Annotated in this window: 14 protein-coding genes; 8 read left to right on the plus strand and 6 right to left on the minus strand. The window is 46.8% G+C overall.

Features of this window, described 5'->3' with window-relative positions; all coding sequences use genetic code 11:
• Positions 1 to 287: 287 nt before the first annotated feature.
• Positions 288 to 2,555, plus strand: coding sequence for an arginine/lysine/ornithine decarboxylase (locus J2W69_RS07655; RefSeq protein ID WP_310276231.1), 2,268 nt, complete (start codon positions 288 to 290; stop codon positions 2,553 to 2,555).
• A 57-nt stretch (positions 2,556 to 2,612) separates the two neighbouring features.
• Here J2W69_RS07655 and J2W69_RS07660 read toward each other — a convergent pair whose 3' ends face one another.
• The gene (locus J2W69_RS07660; protein WP_310276233.1) at positions 2,613 to 3,491 is read right to left on the minus strand and encodes an LOG family protein; all 879 of its coding nucleotides are present in this window, start codon (positions 3,489 to 3,491) and stop codon (positions 2,613 to 2,615) included.
• Between the two features lie 134 nt (positions 3,492 to 3,625).
• On the opposite strand from J2W69_RS07660, the gene J2W69_RS07665 reads away from it, so the two are divergent.
• The gene (locus J2W69_RS07665; RefSeq protein ID WP_310276237.1) at positions 3,626 to 5,032 is read left to right on the plus strand and encodes an MBL fold metallo-hydrolase RNA specificity domain-containing protein; all 1,407 of its coding nucleotides are present in this window, start codon (positions 3,626 to 3,628) and stop codon (positions 5,030 to 5,032) included.
• Here J2W69_RS07665 and J2W69_RS07670 read toward each other — a convergent pair.
• Together J2W69_RS07670 and J2W69_RS07675 are read right to left on the minus strand one after the other, a co-directional pair.
• Complete coding sequence (locus J2W69_RS07670) at positions 5,027 to 6,193, minus strand: chorismate mutase (protein ID WP_008898092.1); 1,167 nt, start codon at positions 6,191 to 6,193, stop codon at positions 5,027 to 5,029. The genes J2W69_RS07665 and J2W69_RS07670 overlap by 6 nt on opposite strands.
• Positions 6,194 to 6,361: 168 nt before the next feature.
• Entirely contained in the window at positions 6,362 to 8,713 is a 2,352-nt protein-coding gene (locus J2W69_RS07675; protein WP_310276242.1) for a penicillin acylase family protein, read from the minus strand.
• Positions 8,714 to 8,773: 60 nt separating this feature from the next.
• On the opposite strand from J2W69_RS07675, the gene J2W69_RS07680 reads away from it, so the two are divergent.
• Positions 8,774 to 9,415 carry a cytochrome b/b6 domain-containing protein gene (locus J2W69_RS07680; RefSeq protein ID WP_310276245.1) on the plus strand — a complete coding sequence of 214 codons (642 nt, stop codon included), beginning with the start codon at positions 8,774 to 8,776 and terminating at the stop codon, positions 9,413 to 9,415.
• Between the two features lie 44 nt (positions 9,416 to 9,459).
• Here J2W69_RS07680 and J2W69_RS07685 read toward each other — a convergent pair whose 3' ends face one another.
• Entirely contained in the window at positions 9,460 to 9,912 is a 453-nt protein-coding gene (locus tag J2W69_RS07685; RefSeq protein ID WP_310276250.1) for a c-type cytochrome, read from the minus strand.
• Positions 9,913 to 10,019: 107 nt separating this feature from the next.
• Between J2W69_RS07685 and J2W69_RS07690 the strand changes: the two genes are divergently transcribed.
• From J2W69_RS07690 to J2W69_RS07705, 4 genes are all read left to right on the plus strand, one after another.
• A complete protein-coding gene (locus tag J2W69_RS07690) occupies positions 10,020 to 13,013 on the plus strand; it encodes a bifunctional diguanylate cyclase/phosphodiesterase (protein ID WP_310276253.1) in 2,994 nt (997 codons plus the stop codon).
• 87 nt (positions 13,014 to 13,100) lie between these two features.
• Positions 13,101 to 16,184: an amidohydrolase family protein gene (locus J2W69_RS07695; protein ID WP_310276255.1), complete on the plus strand. Its 3,084-nt coding sequence runs from the start codon at positions 13,101 to 13,103 to the stop codon at positions 16,182 to 16,184.
• Between the two features lie 11 nt (positions 16,185 to 16,195).
• A complete protein-coding gene (locus J2W69_RS07700) occupies positions 16,196 to 17,494 on the plus strand; it encodes an amidohydrolase family protein (RefSeq protein WP_310276258.1) in 1,299 nt (432 codons plus the stop codon).
• Between the two features lie 42 nt (positions 17,495 to 17,536).
• Positions 17,537 to 19,210, plus strand: coding sequence for a M28 family metallopeptidase (locus J2W69_RS07705; protein ID WP_310276261.1), 1,674 nt, complete (start codon positions 17,537 to 17,539; stop codon positions 19,208 to 19,210).
• Positions 19,211 to 19,250: 40 nt separating this feature from the next.
• Here the strand turns inward: J2W69_RS07705 and J2W69_RS07710 are convergent, their stop codons facing one another.
• Entirely contained in the window at positions 19,251 to 20,048 is a 798-nt protein-coding gene (locus J2W69_RS07710) for a response regulator (RefSeq protein WP_310276264.1), read from the minus strand.
• A gap of 40 nt (positions 20,049 to 20,088) precedes the next feature.
• Complete coding sequence (locus tag J2W69_RS07715) at positions 20,089 to 20,487, minus strand: translation initiation factor (protein ID WP_310276267.1); 399 nt, start codon at positions 20,485 to 20,487, stop codon at positions 20,089 to 20,091.
• A gap of 139 nt (positions 20,488 to 20,626) precedes the next feature.
• Between J2W69_RS07715 and J2W69_RS07720 the strand changes: the two genes are divergently transcribed.
• Complete coding sequence (locus J2W69_RS07720) at positions 20,627 to 21,316, plus strand: GAF domain-containing protein (protein ID WP_310276270.1); 690 nt, start codon at positions 20,627 to 20,629, stop codon at positions 21,314 to 21,316.
• Positions 21,317 to 21,346: the final 30 nt, after the last annotated feature.

Here is a 21,346-nt window from a genome sequence, read left to right on the forward strand (position 1 = left end):
TCGGTATAAAAATGCAAAAAAGCAGGGACTGCATGCAGTCCCTGAATGTCTGGGTATAGAACAGGAATAGAGCTACGTCTTGCTGCAGCCGTAGTTAAGATGGCCAATATCTGTGTCAGTTCTGTGACAATAGCCACTTCCGTCACTGTGAATACGTATTCAAATTGTGGTTTCAGCTCAAATTCGGCTGATTTGCGATTTTTCTGCAGGAAAAACAGGTCGGATTAGAGGAATTTTCTGCAAAATAAAGTATCCTTTGCCCACTTTTAACCGGCTTGGGGTACTCCATGCGTTTTTACTTTCCTCTGATCATCATAGATGAAGATTTCAGAACCGAAAATACCAGTGGTTCAGGCATTCGTGAACTGGCTGCAGCCATTGAAGCCGAAGGCATGGATGTAGTGGGTTACACCAGTTATGGCGACCTGACCTCTTTTGCTCAGCAACAAAGCCGGGCTGCTGGTTTTATTTTGTCTATTGATGACGAAGAATTTGGTGGTGGCTCAGCAGAAGACAGCCACTCAGTGCTGGCAAACTTAAAAGGTTTTGTCGATAAAATCCGTCATCGCAACCCGGATATTCCAATTTATCTGTACGGTGAAACCCGGACTTCACGTCATATTCCTAATGCTATTTTGCGTGAACTGCATGGCTTTATTCATATGCATGAAGACACGCCAGAGTTTGTGGCGCGGCATATTATCCGTGAAGCAAAAAGCTATTTAGATACCTTGGCGCCACCGTTTTTCCGCGCTTTAACCAACTATGCACAGGATGGTTCCTACTCATGGCACTGCCCTGGGCACTCAGGTGGTGTGGCATTTTTAAAATCGCCTGTAGGCCAGATGTTCCACCAATTTTTTGGTGAAAACATGTTACGTGCCGACGTTTGTAACGCGGTCGATGAATTGGGGCAGCTATTGGATCACACAGGTCCAGTGGCAGCGTCTGAGCGTAATGCAGCTCGTATTTTTAACGCCGACCATTTGTTTTTTGTGACCAACGGTACTTCAACCTCCAACAAAATTGTCTGGAACTCCACTGTAGCTCCGGGTGATATAGTTGTGGTTGACCGTAACTGCCATAAATCTATTTTGCACGCCATTATGATGACAGGTGCTGTGCCGGTCTTCCTGATGCCAACACGCAACCATTACGGCATTATTGGTCCTATTCCTCGTAGCGAGTTTGAACCTGCCACTATCCGTAAGAAGATGATGGCAAACCCATTCTGCCGTGAAAAGCTGGAACAAAATCCAGATGTTAAACCACGGGTTCTGACTATTACCCAGTCGACTTATGATGGTGTTTTGTATAACGTCGAAGAAATTAAGTCTATGCTCGATGGTGAAATCGAAACTCTGCATTTTGATGAAGCCTGGTTACCCCATGCAGCTTTCCATGATTTCTATGGGGATTACCATGCGATAGGTGAAGGCCGTCCACGTTGTGAAACCTCTATGGTGTTTTCTACTCAATCAACACACAAACTGTTGGCTGGTATTTCACAGGCTTCACAAATTCTGGTGCAGGACGCAAAGCAGAACAAGCTGGATCAGCATTTGTTTAACGAAGCCTACCTGATGCATACCTCAACCAGTCCACAGTACGCCATTATTGCCTCCTGCGACGTGGCTGCTGCCATGATGGAAGCGCCTGGTGGTACAGCTTTGGTAGAAGAGTCGCTGGACGAAGCTCTGGAGTTCCGCCGTGCTATGCGTAAAGTGGACGATGAATACGGTGATGACTGGTGGTTTAAAGTCTGGGGACCGGATGATTTAACAGACGAAGGTCTGGATCACCGTGATGCCTGGATGTTAAAAGCAGGCGAAAGCTGGCATGGTTTTGGTGATATAGCTGAAGGCTTTAACCTGCTCGACCCTATCAAGGCCACTATTTTAACCCCTGGTTTAAACGTAGACGGCGACTTTGATGAGTCGGGTATTCCGGCCGCTATTGTGGCTAAGTATCTGTCTGAACACGGTGTAGTCATTGAAAAAACTGGCCTTTATTCGTTTTTTATTATGTTTACCATAGGCATAACCAAAGGCCGCTGGAATACTATGGTGACAGCGCTGCAGCAGTTTAAAGACGATTACGACAAAAACGCGCCTTTGTGGCGGGTATTGCCGGAGTTTATTGCTAAATATCCGCAATATGAACGCATTGGTTTAAAAGATTTATGTGATCAAATTCACCAGATTTACCGTGAAAACAACGTCGCTAAGATGACTACTGAAATGTATTTATCTGAGCTGGTACCAGCGATGAAACCGTCCAAAGCTTTTGCTGCTATGGCACATAAAGAACTCGACAGGGTGCCACTGGATAATCTGATAGGCCGCATTACAGCTGTGATGTTAACGCCTTATCCACCAGGAATTCCGCTACTGGTGCCGGGTGAAGTCTTTAATACCATCATTGTAGATTACCTGAAATTCGCCCGCGAATTTAACGGTGCTTTCCCAGGCTTTGAGACCTATATCCATGGCTTAGTCTGTGAAGAACGTAACGGTAAAAAAGAATACTTTGTTGACTGCGTAAAAGCTCAATAAGCTGAAATTGGGGTCAGAGTAAAATTAATAGCCAGGTCATTAATTTTACTCTGACCCCTACAATTGATAACAATGGCAAATGGCTTGCCAGGCTTGTTCCGGTGTATCGACAAACTGGATCAGTTGCATATCTTCAGCTTTAATCAATCCTTCCTCGACCAGCAGATCAAAGTTAATCAAACGGCTCCAGAAATTTTTGTCATACAGGATCACAGGCACTGTATTGGCTTTGCCGGTTTGCAATAAAGTCAGAGTTTCAAAGAGTTCATCTAAAGTGCCAAAACCGCCGGGAAAAGCCACTAAAGCCCGCGCACGTTGTAAAAAGTGCATTTTACGAATGGCAAAATAATGAAAGCGGAAACAAAACTCCGGAGTGATATAGGGGTTTGGTTTTTGTTCGTGTGGCAGAACTATGTTCAAACCTATACTTTGGCCCCCTGTTTCATAAGCGCCTTTATTGGCCGCTTCCATAATGCCGGGTCCGCCACCACTGATGATCATCAAGGCTGTTTCAGGACAGCTTTGGCTGTGTTCTGTCACCAGTCGCGAAAACTCGGCAGCAGCTTCGTAATAGCAGCTGTTTTTTAACTGACGTTCTGCTGTTTTTAATTGTTGTTGCAGTTGTGCGTCGGCGGGCGCCAAAGCCAGTTGATCCTGCGCTTGTGTGACCAGAAGTTCAGCTTGTTGTCGTGAAACAAAACGGGCACTGCCAAAGACAACGACAGTCGCTTTCACCTGATGTTGTTCAAGGATCAGCTGAGGTTTTAAATACTCCAGTTGCAAACGCACATGGCGTAATTCGTCCTGCATTAAAAAATCATTATCAGCAAAAGCCAGTCGATAGGACGGGTGTTCGAGTAAATCCTGACTTTGTTGCTCCGTTGCTTCACGGGCTGAACTCAGGTGGCGTTGGTATAAGGGGTTATCAGCGGACATAAAAGAGCTCCATACAAAGGAAAGCTGAATAAACTAACATCTTGTTTGATATAGACTAATCTTTTAACACTTCAGTTCAGTTATAACATGGACATAGCATCACCACAGCCAAGAAGAAAGTCGGAGTGTACCCAATGCCTTTAGATGCCAGTTTAACCTTTTTAGGAGCCGCCGAGCAGGTGACAGGGTCCTGTTATCTGTTAAAGCTGCCAAACACACAAATTCTGCTCGACTGTGGCATGACCCAGGGCGAAAACCAAATCACAGAATGGAATAAATTCCGTTTTGCTTTTCGTCCTAAAGATATCGACTACGTGATTTTATCGCACGCTCATATAGATCACAGTGGCTTATTGCCTTTGTTGGTCGCTAAGGGGTTTCAGGGCAAAATTTATTGTACTCAGGGCACAGCTTTGTTGCTTGGTGTGCTGTTAAAAGATTCAGTGCATTTGTATTTAAAAGATTTAGATTGGCAAAATAAGCACCTGGCCCGGCAAGGTAAAAAGCTGCTGGATCCAGTCATGGCAGTGCAGGATGTGGAGCAAGTGCTGGAGTACTGTCAGCCTGTTGGTTACAAGCAAAAAGTAACGGTCTGTGAAGGTCTGGAACTGGAGTTTCTGGATGCCGGCCATATTCTGGGTTCTGCCATAGTGCAACTTGCAGTTAAGCAAGGTAAGGCGATGCGCCAGTTGGTGTTTTCCGGTGATTTAGGCAACCCGGCTACAGTGCTGATGCCAGACCCCAGCCCGGTAAAGACTGCCGATCTTGTGCTGATGGAAAGTACCTATGGCGATCGCAATCACCAGCCATTGCAAAATACGCTGGAAGAGTTTGCGAATGCGCTGGATGAAGCCCACAAAGCAGGCGGCAATGTATTTATTCCGGCTTTCGCTTTAGGTCGTAGTCAGGAGATTTTGTATTACCTCGGGCTTTTGTACCATCAGGGCCGGTTGAAACAAAAGATGGTGGTGCTGGACAGCCCTATGGCGATAGAGATCACTAAAATCTACAGTGAGCTGATGGCTGAGTTTGACCGCAAAGACACCAAAGTGCTGCATGGCTATGGCGCCCGTGATTTGCAGTCCTTTTTACCTATATTACGACTGGCATCCAGTATGGAAGAGTCTATGGCCATGAACCGTATCAGTGGCGGCGCTATTGTCATCGCAGGTTCAGGCATGTGTAACGGCGGCCGTATTGTGCATCATTTAAAACACAACTTATGGAAAAGCAGCAATCATCTGATTTTTGTTGGTTTTCAGGCGAAAGGCACGCTGGGCCGTCGTTTGGTGGATGGCGAAAAACGGGTGAAATTGTTTGGTCAAAATGTAGCTGTTAAAGCCGCCATACACACCATAGGTGGTTTTTCCGCTCATGCAGGTCAGGATGAGTTATTAGGCTGGGCCAGAATGATTGGCGGTCAGCCACGCTTTTATCTGGTGCATGGTGAACCTAAAGCTCAGCTGGCATTGCAGAGCCGTATGCTGGACTACGGTCTGCATTGCCAAATTGCCGAAAAAGGTGAGCAGATCAAACTATGAAGGTTGCTGAGTGATCAGGGTTGGGCTGACATCCTCGCTTGGATAACAGCCCAGCACCTTGACAAAACGTGTAATGCGGTTCAGTTCATCCAGGGCTCTGGTCATAGCGTAATCGTCCAGATTGGCGAATACATCCACATAAAACATCTCTTCCCATGGATTGCCCGGAATAGGGCGGGACTCGAGTTTACCCATGCTGATGCCATGTTGTTTTAACACTGTTAAGGCATCCACCAAAGCGCCTGGTTGCTGGCCTGTGTACATAATAAAAGTGGTTTTGGCTGGTATGGCTTTTGCCACATTAATAGCTTTACGCGCCACTACAATAAAACGGCTGGCGTTGTCTTTTTGATTAGCTAAACCACGGCCTAATACTTCCAGGCCATAGAGCTTGCCACCTTCTTCACCGCCAATGGCGACCACAGATTTATCCTGAGCTTTACGTACCCGCTCAAAGGCATCGGAAGAGGCATCACAGTATTCAATTTTGACGTTGGATAAACCCTGTAAATAGTTACTGCATTGAGCTATTACCTGAGGATGAGCGCAAATCTGGCGAATTTTACTCAGCTCAGTGCCTTCCACACCCAACAAACAGTGTTCGATAGGGTGGGTCAGTTCGCCGACGATCGACAAACGGGTATGCTGCAATAAGTCGTACACTTCGTTGATACTGCCGGACGATGTATTTTCAATAGGCAGCACAGCATAGTCGGCATGGCCTGTTTCTACCGCTTGCACTATTTCGTTAAAGCTGTCGCAGCCAATTTCAATCAGCTTCTCCGCACGGCGGGTGAAATACTTTTGTGTAGCCCAGTAACTGTATGAACCCTGACGGCCCAAAAAGGCAACCCGGCAAACAGGGCCATTGTCGCCATTCAGTTGGCCTTGTACTTTGGCTTGCTGCTGCAGCACTGAGTCTTCAATAATCACATGGTAAATTTTGGTGACGTACTGTGCGTCTAAGCCCAGTACCTTGCCGCGTTCAATCAGTGACACCAACAACTCTTCTTCGCGCTTTTGATCACGAATAGGTTTGTTTTGTGCCAGTTTTGCATCAGCTACGCTTAATGCGAGCTGACGTCTGCTGGCCAGTAACTGCAGCAAGTCTTTATCTGTACTGCTGATCTGCTGGCGAATGTGGTCTAAATCTATGCTCATAAAAGCGTCCTTTGGGCTAAAAAAAAACCTCCCGATGCTGGGAGGTTTTTTGGTTTATCACGCGCGCGCGACTTACCGCCTCCCCGTTGGGGTGGTAAAGAGGCGAAAAAAGCGAGCGATCTGAATTGGTTTCATGGCCACCACAATAGTAAGTCTGGACGTCTAAAGTCAAGCTTTAGGTTGTAACTTCAGCAAGTATTTTTGCTCACCAGGTAAAAAGCCTAAAGCCTGCTCCTTTAACCAGAAATCGTGGTCGGCATCATAAAAAGGGGATAACGGATGACCCGACTGGCCTGCCGGTATGACTAAAATGCCTTCGGCTTCTTTGCCCGGTGACACCACCATACGTTGTGACTGCCCATGCACTTTGTGTTGTACTCTGGGCATATGGCTATCACCATTCATTGGCATTGCTGGCATATTCAGCCAGTCGCCGAAAAAAGGCACTGCAGCTGACAGTGGATGCACTATAGCGCTCTGATTGATAGTACCCCAACTGGCGTTGGCTAAACTGCCATAATCTGTTTCCAGCTTTTTTTTACTTTGCAGAACGGCCTGTTGCAATAAGGTGCGCCAGGAATTGAATGCGGCAGGCAGAGTGTCGGTACGCTGTTGTTGCAGCATTTCCCAGCCCGCAGTCTCCAGAGAGAATTTCAGGTCCCTGCCTGATAAGTTGTTTTCTTCCAGCAGGGACGTTAAAGGGGCAAAGGTCAGCTCCAGTGTTTTGGCCCGAAAGGCCCGCAACAGTGAGTAGCCTACTGAACCTATACTGGCATGGCTGGCATCTTTCATTACATAGTCCAGATAAGACTCTAAGTTATGTTCTGCGACAAATTCTTTGGTCAGCACTGTGTCCAATAACAGCTGTTGCCAGCGGGCCAGCATTAAGGCGCGGTGATCCAACTGAATATCATGCAGGCTTTGCTCGCTATGCTGTGCTGTTGCTGTTAAAGCATCACGGATCTGCTGGCCCCGGGCGCCTAAGTCGTAACCGCCATTACCAATTAATGCTAAGTCTTTGCCGCCTATCATTCTGCTGTTGGCTGTCCAGAGCTGGCCGGATTGGGGCTGGTAAATTTGTGGGTAACGGCTTTGTGACAAATACCCTGTCCAGTGATTCTGGCCATTACTCCAGTCCTGAGGCGTATCCATATGCTGTACTTTACGTTCTGGCAAAGCACCCATCAGAGTCCAGCCGATGGCACCGTCTTTATCTGCTACCAGTAAGTTTTGGGTTGGAACTCCAATCTGTGCCGCCAGTTTTAAGCTTTCACGTACGCCCTGACTTTTTTCCAGAGTTAATAAATTAAAGTTGGCACCTTCCACATCATGAGCCACCCAACGATAGGCATAATTCTGGAAAGGCGGTGACAACACAGGGCCCCAGATGGTTTCTTTTTGCAGCACCAGCTCATCCGGCTGGCCTTTGACTTTAAATACTTCATTCTGGTAACTGAATTCCTGCCAGCCATCAGCAGTTTGGTACTTTTCACCTTTTTCATCCAGCTTCAAGGCTATGACATCAGACCAGTCTGCTGTGCTGTTGGTAAAACCCCAGGCTATATGGCCATTGCTGCCAGCTACTATGGCTGGAGTGCCAGGTAAGCTGACCCCTGCAACTTCAAAAGCCTGATCGTTTTCTGTCCATTTCAGCTGAGCTTTAAACCAGGTGCCCGGTACACGGATCCCTAAATGCATATCGTCGGCCAAAATAGCACGGCCATCTTTGGTTCTTTGACCGGACACGGCAAAATTATTGCTGCCGATATCGGCACTGTCATGCAAGGTACAGTCAGTGCATGCTGTTTTTTGTCCTGCCAGCAGCGCCGGGTAGGTTGATTTTGGCATAGGGATAAAGCTGACTTTGCTGTTATCCATGGCGGCCTGCCACTCCGGGCTGTGTTGGAATAAAAAGTCGTACCAGTCTTGTGGCAGTTTTTGTAGCATCAGGCCCATGGCCAGCTCGTCTTTGCCTTCAGAGCCCTGTAAATCCAGATACATGCTGTAGAGCGCTAAAAAGGAATCAGCTTCGACCCAACTGCGTGGTGCCTGTGCTAATAAAGCGTATTCAAAGGGCGGCCAGCCTAATGCGGCCAACCCTGCATTGACTCCTGCTGTATAACGTTGAAGCAACTGCTTCTGGTCAGCTGGTAACTTCGCAAAGCCCCGTTGCGCTTTGGCTCTGAATCTGTGGATGCGGCGTTTTTTATCCAAATCCAGCGCCATTTCACCAAAAAGTTCGGACAGCTCTCCGGCTGCATTTCGGCGCAATAAATCCATCTGGAAAAATCGCTCCTGAGCATGGACAAAACCCAGAGCATAAGCGACGTCATTGCGATTTTGTCCTTTGATGCTGGCATAACCTTGTGCATCCCGGCTGATTTCAACCTGTTGTCTGACATCGGCAGGCAATTCGCCTTCATAAGCCGGCAAGGTGCTGCGCAGGGCAAAATATAAAAAACCAGCGACCAGCAGGATCAGCATCAGTAAGGCAATAGAAATCCGTTTGAACCAAAGCATAGGTTTTTGCTTCCAATGGGTTAAAATCAATAACTTATCATAATAGAGGACTGAGAAAAGATGAAAGTGATTCAGTTATGGGATAAAGCCATACGATTTTACCACTGGAGTCAGCTGTTGTTATTGGCTGGCTTATGGTTTACCGCTGATCAGGGCTATCTCGTGGTGCATCAGGTTCTGGCGTATTCACTTGCTGCTATTCTACTCAGCCGCTTGATCTGGGGTTTTGTGGGCAGCGAGACCGCACGTTTCAGTCATTTTCTGCAAAGCCCGCTTGAGTTAGTGCGGATGTGGAATAAAGCTAAGCATGGTATAGGCCACAGAGGCTTGTCAGGTTATATGAGCCTGGCTTTAATGACGCTGATTTTATTGCAGTTTATCTCTGGATTAATGACCACTGATGATGTGATGACCGAAGGGCCACTATACGGTTCAGTGTCGTCTGACTGGTCTTCTTTTGCGTCCTGGTTTCATCACAATAACTTTGATTTGTTGCTGATACTGATTGCTGTGCATGTGGTTGCAGCGCTTTTTCACGGGCTGAAAAAAGATGGGGTCTTAGGCGCTATGTTGCATGGCAAACTGAATGCTGAAGCACAACAACCCGCAATCAAGTCATCGCGGTGGTATCTGCTGCTGGTGCTGGTTTTTGCCGGATTTTTTGCGCTCTGGCAAGGACTGTCTTTGTATCAACAATGGTAATGCGCCGTAGGAGCGGGGCTTGTCCCCGCCCGCTACAAAGGAGATCAGTCGGCTTTATATTGGTCGTGACAGGCTTTGCAGTTTTTGGCGAAATTGCCAAAAGCTGGTTTAATAGTCGCCTGGTCGCCTGATTTAGCCGCAGTCTGTAGCGCTAAAGCATCAGTTTGGAATTGCTGGGCTTTTTGCTGAAAATCCTGCAGGTTTTTCCAGATGTCTGCTTTTGCCTCACTTTTTACTTTATCAGCGCCTGGCACTTCAAAAGCTTCCCAGGGTAAGGTGGTCAGGCTTGCCAGAGCGTCTGCTCGTTTTTCCGCACGTTTGGCGTCAAAAGGCACTTTGCCACGCATCATGTCACCCAAATCGACGAAATTATGCCGTATTAATTGAAAGCTATGCTGGCGATAAGTGACAGCGTCTTCAGCGTCGGTAAAAGCGCTGCCCGCCATAGCGCAAGCAGAAGACAATCCCAAAGACAGTAAGATGAACAGATTTTTCATTGGCTTAATTCTCATTTGTTTGATTTTGATGCAATAATGGTTTGATGTTGTTGTATGTCACAATAGCATTACAACTGAACCCCGTCGCTGTCAACTCAGGAAATCATGTGAAGGAAGTTAATTTTCACAAACCTACAGGTATGAATTCCCTTAGCATCAAGTTTGCGCTACTGGTGTTTATGCTGACTGTAGTCGCCAGTGCGGCTATCGCTTATGCGGTGCTGATGCTGCAACAAAATGTGCTCATTGAACAGGAAAAGCACGAATTAAAACGGCAGTCTGAAAAATATGCCCGCGAATTGGATGCCGGTTTTTTAACCCGTGAAAAAAAGGCTATTAGTGCCAACAACATTGTGGTGCGGTATCTCAGCAAAACCACAGCCTCTTCTCCGGCTTTACCCACTGCTCAGCCGGATGGCAGTGTACGTATTCAGGATGATTTGTCAGCAGCTTTTATTCCGCAGTCAAAATTAGATCCGCAGCAAACCGCCTGGTTAGTTCAAAGTGAAGAGCTATGGCAGCAACTGGCACCTTTGATGCTGGAAGAGTTTTTTAACTTTTACTTTATTTCTAAACAAGGTTTGATCCGTATTGCGCCGGCAGACTGGGCCTTAGAAGTGCCTGTTACTCATGATTTCACCAAAGATATCTTCTTTGATATTGCGACCCCTGAACAAAACCCCAGCCGTTTACCGCGTTGGACTCCTATTTATTACGATCCTATCTGGCAAAAATGGATGACCAGCCTGGTGATCCCTGTGTATGCCGCAGATGAGTTTTTAGGGGTCACAGGCAGTGACTATATTCTGGATGAATTGTTTCTTGATTTAGCCAGCATTGAACAATCGTCCGAAGGTTTGCGCAGTATGTTGTTTGATCCTCAGGGCAACTTGTTACTGGATGGCAAAAAACCTGTACCACTGCAAAACAGCGGTCAACAAAACTTTGATGCCCGATACAGCTCAGTGGCGCCACGGAAGCCGGAACTGGCCGCTTTTATTCAGCAAGTGACCACAAATCCAACAGCGTCGGAACTGCTGCAGGCCGATTTAGCTAACTATCTGGTGTCAGCGGCCAAAGTACAACGTTTAGACTGGTACCTGACCTTGTATCAGGATAAGCAGGTGGTTGTCAGCGGTTTGCAGGATTTTCGGGACAAGGTGATGCTGATATTTTTAGCTGTTGCTGTTGTCGTGGCTTTGTCTCTGCAGTTTTTCATTTACCAGTTTATTTTAAAGCGTTTAACCCGTTTATCTTCTGCGGTGCAACGGATCAGCAGGGGCGATTTACAGCAAATTACTCTGGATCAGAATGACGATGAAATTGGTATGCTCAATCGCGCTTTTAATGGCATGGCTGAAGAAATCCACCAACTGATCTCAGGCTTAAATACCCGTATAGGCGAAAAAGAAGAAGCCGAACGAGCCACCCGTAAATTGACAAAAGCTGTCGCCTTTTCCAGTTCTGGTATTTTACTGACAGATAAAGAGTTGCATATCGAATATGTAAACCCTTTTATGCTGGAGCTGATGGGGTGCACCGCCGAACATATGATGCAGAAGCCGTTATCCTCTTTATTTGCCGCTGAGATGTTTTTTGTCGGCGAAGAAATAAGCCAAACTCTGAAAGAGCGCCACCATTGGCGTGGTGATATGTTGCTGCAACATGTGTTGCGAAAACTCTGGGTGTCACTGGCGATAGCACCAATACGGGATGAAAAAGGCGATATCAGCAACTATGTCTGTGCTATGCAGGATATTTCTTTTATCAAAGAAAGCCAGCGCAAGATGGAGCAACTAGCCTATTACGATATGTTAACTGGCCTGGCAAATCGCAGCTATTTTCGTGACCAGTTACGCAAAGCCATCGCTATGTCGTCCCGTGGTTATTACCATTTTGCCTTGTTGTATTTTGATCTGGACGAATTTAAGCGTATTAACGATACCTTAGGCCATGATGCCGGGGATGAGCTGCTGAAAGAGGTAGCGCGAAGGCTCATCAGCCGTTTACGTGAAGAAGATACGATAGCGCGTTTGGGCGGCGATGAATTTGCAGTGATTTTAAGTGGTATTAAAGACAGAGCCCATGCGGCCTTGATCGCAGAAAATCTGCAGCAAAGTTTTGCAGCTCCGGTCAAACTGACAGGCCAGGAAGTCGCTATCAGTGCCAGTATAGGCATTACCATAGCGCCTGAAGATGCGGCCGATGAAGAGCTGTTGCTCAAACATGCTGATTTGGCTATGTATGAAGCCAAGGCCCGTGGCCGTAATACCTACCATTTTTTCAGTCAGGATTTAAACGACGCCGCCAAAGAAAAACTGCAAATAGAAAACCATCTGCGCGAAGCCATACGTGAACATCAGTTTGTGTTGTATTACCAGCCAAAAATCGATATTCGCACTAATGTGGTGATTGGTTATGAAGCTTTATTACGCTGGGTCCGGCCTGATGGTTCTATGATCCCGCCACTGCGGTTTATTCCGGTGGCAGAAAGCACAGGTTTGATTGTGGAAATAGGCGAATGGATTATCTGGGAGGCCTGTCGTTTTATCAGTCGTCAGCAATCCAGAGGCCATGATGTGACTATTTCTATCAACCTTTCGGCACGGCAATTTACCGATCAAAACCTGGCCGAAGTTGTTGAAAGGGTACTGCAACGCACCGGCGCCCGCGCTGACAAACTGATATTTGAAATTACCGAGTCGATGCTGATGGGCGACACTGATGCGGCTATTGCCCAGTTAAATGAGTTAAAAGGACTGGGGGTGACTTTATCTATTGACGACTTTGGTACAGGCTATTCATCGCTGAGTTATTTAAAGCGGTTCCCGGTAGACGAGCTGAAAATAGACCGTTCTTTTGTTAAAGATATTCCGGCAGACACCAACGACATGGACATAGTGGCGGCCATTATCGCTATGGCGCAAAAAATGAACCTGCGGGTCGTAGCTGAAGGCGTTGAGACTATAGAACAGATCGAATTCTTAAAAAACAATGCTTGCTATCTGGTGCAAGGTTATTACTTCAGCATGCCAAGGGCAGAGCAGGACTTATATAACCTGAGCTATCAACCATTACTAATAGGGGCTGCTGAACTCTAAGCTGTTGTTGGGAATAAGCCAGCCTTGTGCTTTGTTTTTCCTGCTGCATTTTTCTGGGTAAAGCCCCACTACAACCAGGAAAGATCCATGATCAAACTAAGACTGTCCTTGTGCAGTACGGCAATGCTTTGCGCTTTATTGCCTGCTGCTTCGGCGGACCAAACTACGCCTGTTCAAGGCATACGTGATAAATCGCCACAACTTTACGCTTTAACCAACGCCACTGTGATCACTGAACCAGGCAAACGTCTGGACAATGCCACTGTACTGATCAGCAACGGCACTATCAGCAAAATTCAAAATAAAGCTGCTGTGCCAGCTGGCTATCAGACCATAGATGCCACTGGTTATTTTATTTATCCGGGTTTTATCGATTTATACAGTCAATATGGTTTGCCTAAAGCTGGAAAAGGTAATGGCTTTGAATTTGGCCGTAAGCCGAACTACAGAAATGACCGCAAAGGCGGCAATGCCAGTAATGCAGCTATTCATGCCCGTAAGCTGTGGGTCAATGAATTTAAACCTGATGCTGAACAAGCAAAAAGTTACCAGCAGCAGGGCTTTACTACAGTTCAATCCGCGCGTTTTGATGGCATCTTTCGCGGTCAGGCTTTGGTTGCGTCCCTGGTCTCTGGCTTGCCGAACGAGGCAGTTTTACGCGCCCAGGCCAATCAGTTTATGGCGTTTGGTAAAGGTACTTCAGTTCAAAGTTATCCATCTTCTTTGATGGGCAGCATAGCCCTGATCCGTCAGACCCTGGCCGATGCCAATTGGTACAGCCAGGCTTATGGTAAAAGCAACTGGCGTTTTTACAATCAGTCTATTGAGTTTAATGCTGATTTAGCCGCTTTAGCTCAGCTGAAAACTCAGGGGGTGGTGTTTGAAGCCACGGACGATCAGGCTTTGTTACGCGCTGATAAGCTGTTAAAAGAATTTGGATTGGATAAAGCGACGCTGGTGGCTTCTGGCTATGAATACAGTCGTATTGAACAGGTCAAAGCGACGGGACGTCCGCTGATTTTACCGCTGGCCTTTCCGGCAGCTCCTGCCGTGCAACAACTGAATGATCAACTGGATGTGGAACTGGCCCAGTTAAGGCACTGGGAAAGAGCTCCGTCTAACGCTGCTGTGTTAGAACAGGCGAAAATTCCCTTTGCTTTGACCCTGCACAAGCTGGAGAAACCAGAGCAGTTCTGGCCGAACTTACGTAAAGCTGTGTCTTATGGCTTAAGTCAGCAAAAAGCCTTGGCGGCGCTGACCACTGAACCTGCGAAATGGCTGGGTCTGGATACGCAGATTGGCAAAATTGCAGAAGGTTATCAGGCTGACTTAGTGGTCAGTAAAGGTGATTTATTTGCTGATGGCGAAATAGTGGCAACCTGGGTTCGTGGTCAGCAGCAAGAATTTACAGCTATGGACTTACCAGCCTTTGCCGGTACTTATTCTTTGAGTATCAATGGCAGCAGCTTGCCGCTGGAACTGACAGATAAAAAAGGCTCAGTCGAAGGCTCGGTCAAACTGGGCGATAAAACCAGCAAACTGGATCATGTGGCTGTGCAAAAAAATCAGCTGCAATTTGCGGTGGATTTAAAGGCGTTGGGACAAGGTTCTGGAGTTGCACAGTTTAGTGGTGAGCTCAAAGGCAAAACCTTGCAAGGAAAGTTAGTCACTGCAGAGGGCGCTATAGTTGCCATCAGCAGCCTGCAACAACCTTTGGTGGCTAAAGCTGATGAGAAAAAAGCCACAGAACAACCTGTGTTGCTGTCAAAGCTGACTATGCCTAACCGCGCTTTTGGTGTGACACAACAAGCAAAGCGGCAAAATGTGCATATTAAAAATGCCACAGTCTGGACTTCAGCTAAGGCTGGTAAGTTAGAAAATACGGACCTACTGGTGAAGGATGGCAAGTTTGTCAAAATTGGCAAAAACTTGTCTACGCCTTCAGGTTATCAAGCCATTGATGCGACTGGCATGCACCTGACTGCTGGTATTATCGATGAACACTCGCATATCGCTATTGATCAGGGCGTTAACGAAGGCTCAGATGCTGTGACCTCTGAAGTGCGAATTGCCGATGTGTTAGACGCCGATGATATTAATATTTACCGCGGTTTAGCTGGTGGCACTACTACAGCTCAGTTATTGCATGGCAGCGCCAATCCTATTGGCGGCCAGGCTCAAATTATTCAGCTGCGTTGGGGGGATAGCTCAGAACAACTGAAATTCAAAGGTGCACCAGAAAGCATCAAGCTTGCTTTGGGTGAAAACGTCAAACAATCCAACTGGGGTGAAGATTTTGTCAGCCGTTACCCACAAACCCGCAGTGGTGTCGATACCATTATTCGTGATGCCTTCCAGGCAGCTAAAGAATACAAAGCGCAGTGGGCTGAGTATGAAGATTTATCCAGCTCAGAGCGCGCAAAAACTGCACCGCCTCGGGTGGATTACCGCATCAAAACTTTGGTCGAGATTTTAGACAAAGAACGCTTTATCCATATTCACTCTTATGTGGCCTCTGAAATTCTGATGATCATCAAATTAGCTGACGAAATGGGCTTTAATATCACCACTTTTACGCACATTCTGGAAGGCTATAAAGTAGCAGACGAGATGAAAGCTCATGGTGCCAGCGCTTCGAGTTTTGCCGACTGGTGGGCTTATAAAATGGAAGTGCAGGATGCTATTCCAGGCAATGTCTGTTTAATGCAGCAACAAGGTGTGTTGGTGAGCATCAACTCTGACAGTCCGGATTTGCAGCGCCGCCTGAACCAGGAAGCAGCTAAAGCTGTGGTGTACTGTGGTATGGATGAGCAACAAGCTTTGAATATGGTCACTATTAACCCGGCCATACAGCTGAAAATTGACTCAAAAGTAGGTTCAGTGGAAGAAGGTAAACAAGCTGACTTCGTATTGTGGTCTGCTCATCCATTGTCTGTGTACGCCCGTGCTCAGCAAACCTGGATTGAAGGAGCACCTTATTATCAGTTGACTGCAGACGAACAGTTACAACAGCAGGTCAAAAGCGAAAAACAACAGCTGATCCAGAAAGTGTTACAGGCTTCTGACAGCGAAAAAGCAGGTTCTGGCGCGTCGTACAAAGCCAATAACCCGGTTTGGCACTGTGAAGATAACCATGATGTGTTATCCCTGGCTTTTGATCACCAGCACTAATGGAGTCATCAATGAAACACACAAAACTTTTTTTACTGGTGACCGCAGCGCTGAGTCTGACAGCGCAAGCGAACGATATAGTGCCGGCACCTAAACAAAGCACCCCCATTTTGTTACAGGATGCCACAGTGCATACAGTGACAAAGGGCGTATTAAAAGACACAGATGTGTTACTGGTCGACGGAAAAATCAGTGCTATAGGCACAGATCTGGCTGTGCCAGCTGGCGCAGAAGTGCTGTCTTTGCAAGGCAAACACTTGTATCCGGGCTTGATTGCTTTGGCGAATCAGCTGGGTTTAACTGAAATTGAAGCAGTGCGGGCCACGGACGACAGCACTGAAGTGACTCAAACCAACCCGGATATCAAAGCTCAGGTCGCCTACAACGCGGATTCTGAAGTAGTACCTACCATCCGTGCCAATGGGTTTAGTTACACTCTGGTGTATCCAAATGGATCTTTAATTATGGGCCAATCCGCTTTTATGCAATTGGATGCCTGGAACTGGAAAGATGCCACAGTGGTGGAAGCAGTGGCTTTACATATCAAATGGCCACGGGCTGACGTGATCTCTAATCCACGGCGCCCGCAAAAAACAGAGGATATTCGTAAAGCCAATCAAAAAGCGGTGGCTGAACTGGAAGGCTACTTCAAAACAGCCAAAGCTTATGCAGAAGCTGTGGGCGATGGGGTGAAACTGCCGGTGGATTCGCGCTGGCAGGCGATGATCCCGGTTTTCAAAGGCGAATTACCTGTGTTTGTACATGCCAATGACGAGCGTCAAATTGAACAAGCCATGAAGTTTGCCAAGCACTATGGTTTTGCTCTGACCATAGTGGGTGGCCGGGACTCCTGGCGTATTGCCCCCCAACTTGCTGCCGCTAATGTCTCTGTGATTTATACCTCGCCTTATGGCATTCCTGAACGTGCAGATGAAGCCAGCAGCCAGTCATTCCAGACTCCGGCTCAGTTGGCGAAAGCAGGGGTGAAATTTGCGTTGTCACTGGATGGCTACTGGGATACCCGCAACGTGGTATTTGCTGCAGGCCAGGCGATCAGCTATGGCTTAAGCCCGGAGCAGGCGTTACGTTCTGTTACACTTGATGCAGCGGCAATTGCTGGTGTGGCTGATAAAATCGGTAGCATCGAAGTGGGTAAGGCTGCCACTCTGGTGGTGTCTGATGGTGATATTTTTGACTATCTGGGACACAAAGTGCGTTACATGTGGATTGATGGCCGTTCTGTTGATTTAAACAACAGGCACAAACAGTTACATGATAAATATCAGCAGCGTTATCAGGCTAAAAACTGAGTAGTCAGGGGCGAAAGCCCCTGACTTTTTTAAGGAAACACTATGAAACTGATGTCAATCAGTGCTTTATCCGTCATGCTGGTGCTGGCGGGTTGTCAAAGTACCCCAACACCTTCTTCTGTAGCAACCTTGCCAAAAGCCAGTGCTAAAGCCATTGAAGCTCATATGACGTTTTTAGGCGATGACAGCCTGGAAGGCCGGGATACCGGTAGCCGTGGTCATCAAATTGCGTCGAATTATATTGCCACTCAATTGGCCGCTTTAGGTTTAGCGCCAGCCGGTGAGCAGGGCTATTTTCAGTCTGTGCCTTTACGCAAAGCCATGCTGGTGCAAAGCAGTGCCAAAATGTCGCTGACTAAAGATGGCAAAACCACAGACTTTGATTATCCAAAACAGTTTTTTACGGGCCCCAGCACTTTGCATGCGAAAGCCGATGTCACAGCGCCATTGGTCTTTGTCGGCTATGGCTTAGTGTCTAAAGAGTTTAGTCTGGATGACTACGCCAATCTGGATGTGAAAGGCAAAATAGTGGTGATGCTCAGTGGTCGCCCTAAATTTTTACCCAGTGAAGAAGCGGCTCATATCCAAAGTTTAAAAGCAGAAAACGCGGCTGAACGTGGTGCTGTAGGTGTCATTACCCTGCATACTCCTGCAGAAGAAAAAGTGCGGCCTTATGCCAATAGCCTGATGTATTTAACCAGCCCTCGTATGCGCTGGTTGCATAAAGACGGGAAAGCAGAAGGTGAATTTGAGTCTTTATTGGGTGGTGCTTACTTACATCCGGACGCCGCCAAAAACTTATTTGAAGGGGCCAGCCGTTCTCTGGACGATATTTTTGCGGATTTAGCTGCAGAAAAAGTGCCCACAGGTTTTGCTTTAGAAGGCAGCATCAATTTAAAGCGTGAATCCACTATGGAAGATATCAGCAGCCCGAACGTGGTTGCAGTATTGCCAGGTTCTGATCCGGTGCTTAAAGATGAGTATGTGGTGGTAACGGCCCACTCAGATCACATTGGTTTCTCTAACGATGTGCGTAGCAAAGATAAAATTAACAATGGCCTGATGGATAATGCAGCAGGTGTGGGTATTATGCTGGAGACTGCACGTTTGTTTGCGCAGCAAGCAGAACGACCAAAACGTTCTATTTTGTTCCTGGCGGTGACAGGAGAAGAAAAAGGCTTGTTAGGTGCTGACTATTTTGCTCATTACCCAACCCGTCCTATCGATAAGCTGGTGGCCAACGTCAATATCGACATGCCGGTGTTGTTGTATCCTTTTGCCGACATAGTTGCATTTGGTGCCAATCATTCCAGTTTAGGGGCTACAGTCGACACAGCGGCAGCTGCAGTGGGTATCACGCAAAGCCCGGATCCAATGCCTGAACAGGCGATATTCACCCGTTCAGATCATTACACTTTGGTGCAACAAGGTGTGCCCTCTGTTTTCCTGATGACAGGCTTTACATCCAAAGATCCAAAACAAAAAGGCGGCGAAGTCTGGGGTAAGTTTTTTGCTAAGCATTACCACAAACCTACAGATGATATTGCAGGTTTAACGGCTGACTTTGGTGCCATCCGTTATGATGCAGGTGCTGTGTTTGCGGATATTAACTTCGGTATTACCACTGAAGTCGCCAATAATCCACAGCGGCCTGTCTGGTTAAAAGACAGTTTCTTTGGCAAGATTTTTGGTAAAGACTATAACAGACAGAAGTAGTTGATACGGGTCAGAGCTCGTGCTCTGACCCGTCTTCTTTTTAGTGTTCCATAATACGGCTTAATAAAGCCCGTACTGTTTCTGGTTCAAAAGGTTTATCACACAAGGCATTGACACCAGACTGTGCAATATTAGCCAGATGAGATTCATTAGCTTCGCTGGTCACCATCAAGACCGGAATATGGCTTTGCTGGCTCTGTTCACGAATATACTGCGTCAGCTCCTGACCATTCACTTCCGGCATATTAAAATCCGTCACTACCAAATCAAACATGTTGTTTTTCAAAAGCTCAATAGCCTGTTGACCATCCTCGGCTTCAGTTAAGTGCTGAATGCCCAGATTTTGCAGTACACGTTTAATATGGTTACGGGCCAGACGGCTGTCGTCGACCACCAAAACCCGCACATCATGTACATCAAATAAACTCAGTTCCAGCTCGGCTGGACTTAATAAATCGATGGCTGCATTTAAGGCTTTGCCTAACTGAATAGAATTAAAAGGTTTAGGTAAAATGGCTACCACACCGGATTGCTTAAACTGTTCCAGTTGCGCCTTTTTTGTTTCAGAAGAAATTAATACAAAAGGCACATCCGCTAAATCAGCGTCGTTTTTTAGCTTTGCCAGCAGTTCCAGGCTGGTACCTTGTTCAAAATACAAACTGCTGATCACCAGATCGGCTTTATGTTGCTTTAGCTGCACCATAGCAGTGGCAATACTGTCGGCTGTGCTGACCTGGGTGGCGCCTTCTTCGGCCAGCTGTTTAATAATAATTTTGCGTTGAACATCAGAAGGTTCAATCAACAGAATAGATAAATCGGAAGGACAGAGTTGTTGCATCAGACACTCGCTTAATAGACTTGGGTATAAATGGGGCGGCTTAACCACCAGCCCACTTATGTTTGTAACCTAACCTGGTTAGCTCTTGTTGCACCAGTTCGCGTTGATCGCCCTGAATTTCAATCACGCCATCCTTGACCGAACCACCACAACCACACTTTTTCTTTAATAAAGCTGCTATTTCTGTCAGTTTTTCTGTGCTTTCAGCAAGGCCAGAAATAGTGATGACAGCTTTGCCATTGCGGCCTTTGGTTTCACGTTTTAAACGTGCATGGCCATCCGTAAAACTTTGAGCCACAGCTTTTTGCTGTTTGGGTTTATCAATACGGCCTGAATCTGTACTGTAGACCAAGTCGTCTGCTTTTGCTGCTGTAGCCGCTTCGGCAGGTCGCCCCAATTGTTGTTGCCAGTCGGCTAACGAGATTTTTTTGCCACTCATAAAACAATCTGTGTAAGTCGTCAGAAAGCGCACGATAAACAAGTTACTAACAAACAGCAAGTTTGAAATGAAAGCTGTAAAAAAAGCCATTGGCAAATAAAAGGCTTCTGGTAAACTACGGCTAATTTTAGAAATCTGGATGGCTGAAGTGTCTATTAACTTGTATTTGGAACAGTCTGGGTTAGCGGCAGTATTGCAAGGGCAAGAGACGGCTATAGAGCAGGCTGTTATCGCATTAAAAAAACAACTCTCTGTTGCAGCGGCTCCAGCCGTAATCTGGTCTTATCAGGTGCCTGAATTAGGTGAAGGCGGTGCTTGTTCTTTATTTGGTCAGTTGGCAGATGAACCTTATGATCTGGCGGCTACTCTGGGCCAAAACGAAGCAACAACAGCAGCTTTAACTCAGCTCACTGCAGTAGTGCAGAGCTATCAGCAAACCAATGACAGCGACTGGTTTGGTATTTACCAAAAACGTCAGAACCCTCAAGGTGACACTGTACTGGTGAAACTGGCCTATTTTGGTGCCGCTTCCCGTGCTGAGTTTCCTTTAACTGCAGAATTTGCAGCCATCAGCAATAACAGTAATGTTGGGCTTACTGGCAAAGCCAAAGTGATCAACGATGTCACAGCTTATTTAACAGCGGGTGGTGAGTATTACACCTGCGATCCAAAGGTCTTATCCGAAGCTTGTTTGCCTTTATTTAACGGCAAAGGTGAACTGGCAGGTATTATTGACGCCGAGGCCTTTAAACGTCAGGCCTACCATACAGATGCGCTGGTCCGCTTAGTCGCCATCTGTCTTGTGCTGCCAGGGCTGTTGCCCGCATGATAAGATAAATTGAAACAGACCGATTCACAC

It is taken from the genome of Rheinheimera soli (assembly GCF_031457405.1).
Taxonomy (GTDB): domain Bacteria; phylum Pseudomonadota; class Gammaproteobacteria; order Enterobacterales; family Alteromonadaceae; genus Pararheinheimera; species Pararheinheimera soli_A.

Bases quoted from the DNA above. Each gene is read 5' to 3' on its own strand.
- J2W69_RS07655 (WP_310276231.1), top strand. From the start codon at position 288: ATGCGTTTTTACTTTCCTCTGATCATCATAGATGAAGATTTCAGAACC.
- J2W69_RS07660 (WP_310276233.1), bottom strand. From the start codon at position 3,491: ATGTCCGCTGATAACCCCTTATACCAACGCCACCTGAGTTCAGCCCGT.
- J2W69_RS07665 (WP_310276237.1), top strand. From the start codon at position 3,626: ATGCCTTTAGATGCCAGTTTAACCTTTTTAGGAGCCGCCGAGCAGGTG.
- J2W69_RS07670 (WP_008898092.1), bottom strand. From the start codon at position 6,193: ATGAGCATAGATTTAGACCACATTCGCCAGCAGATCAGCAGTACAGAT.
- J2W69_RS07675 (WP_310276242.1), bottom strand. From the start codon at position 8,713: ATGCTTTGGTTCAAACGGATTTCTATTGCCTTACTGATGCTGATCCTG.
- J2W69_RS07680 (WP_310276245.1), top strand. From the start codon at position 8,774: ATGAAAGTGATTCAGTTATGGGATAAAGCCATACGATTTTACCACTGG.
- J2W69_RS07685 (WP_310276250.1), bottom strand. From the start codon at position 9,912: ATGAAAAATCTGTTCATCTTACTGTCTTTGGGATTGTCTTCTGCTTGC.
- J2W69_RS07695 (WP_310276255.1), top strand. From the start codon at position 13,101: ATGATCAAACTAAGACTGTCCTTGTGCAGTACGGCAATGCTTTGCGCT.
- J2W69_RS07700 (WP_310276258.1), top strand. From the start codon at position 16,196: ATGAAACACACAAAACTTTTTTTACTGGTGACCGCAGCGCTGAGTCTG.
- J2W69_RS07705 (WP_310276261.1), top strand. From the start codon at position 17,537: ATGAAACTGATGTCAATCAGTGCTTTATCCGTCATGCTGGTGCTGGCG.
- J2W69_RS07710 (WP_310276264.1), bottom strand. From the start codon at position 20,048: ATGCAACAACTCTGTCCTTCCGATTTATCTATTCTGTTGATTGAACCT.
- J2W69_RS07715 (WP_310276267.1), bottom strand. From the start codon at position 20,487: ATGAGTGGCAAAAAAATCTCGTTAGCCGACTGGCAACAACAATTGGGG.
- J2W69_RS07720 (WP_310276270.1), top strand. From the start codon at position 20,627: ATGGCTGAAGTGTCTATTAACTTGTATTTGGAACAGTCTGGGTTAGCG.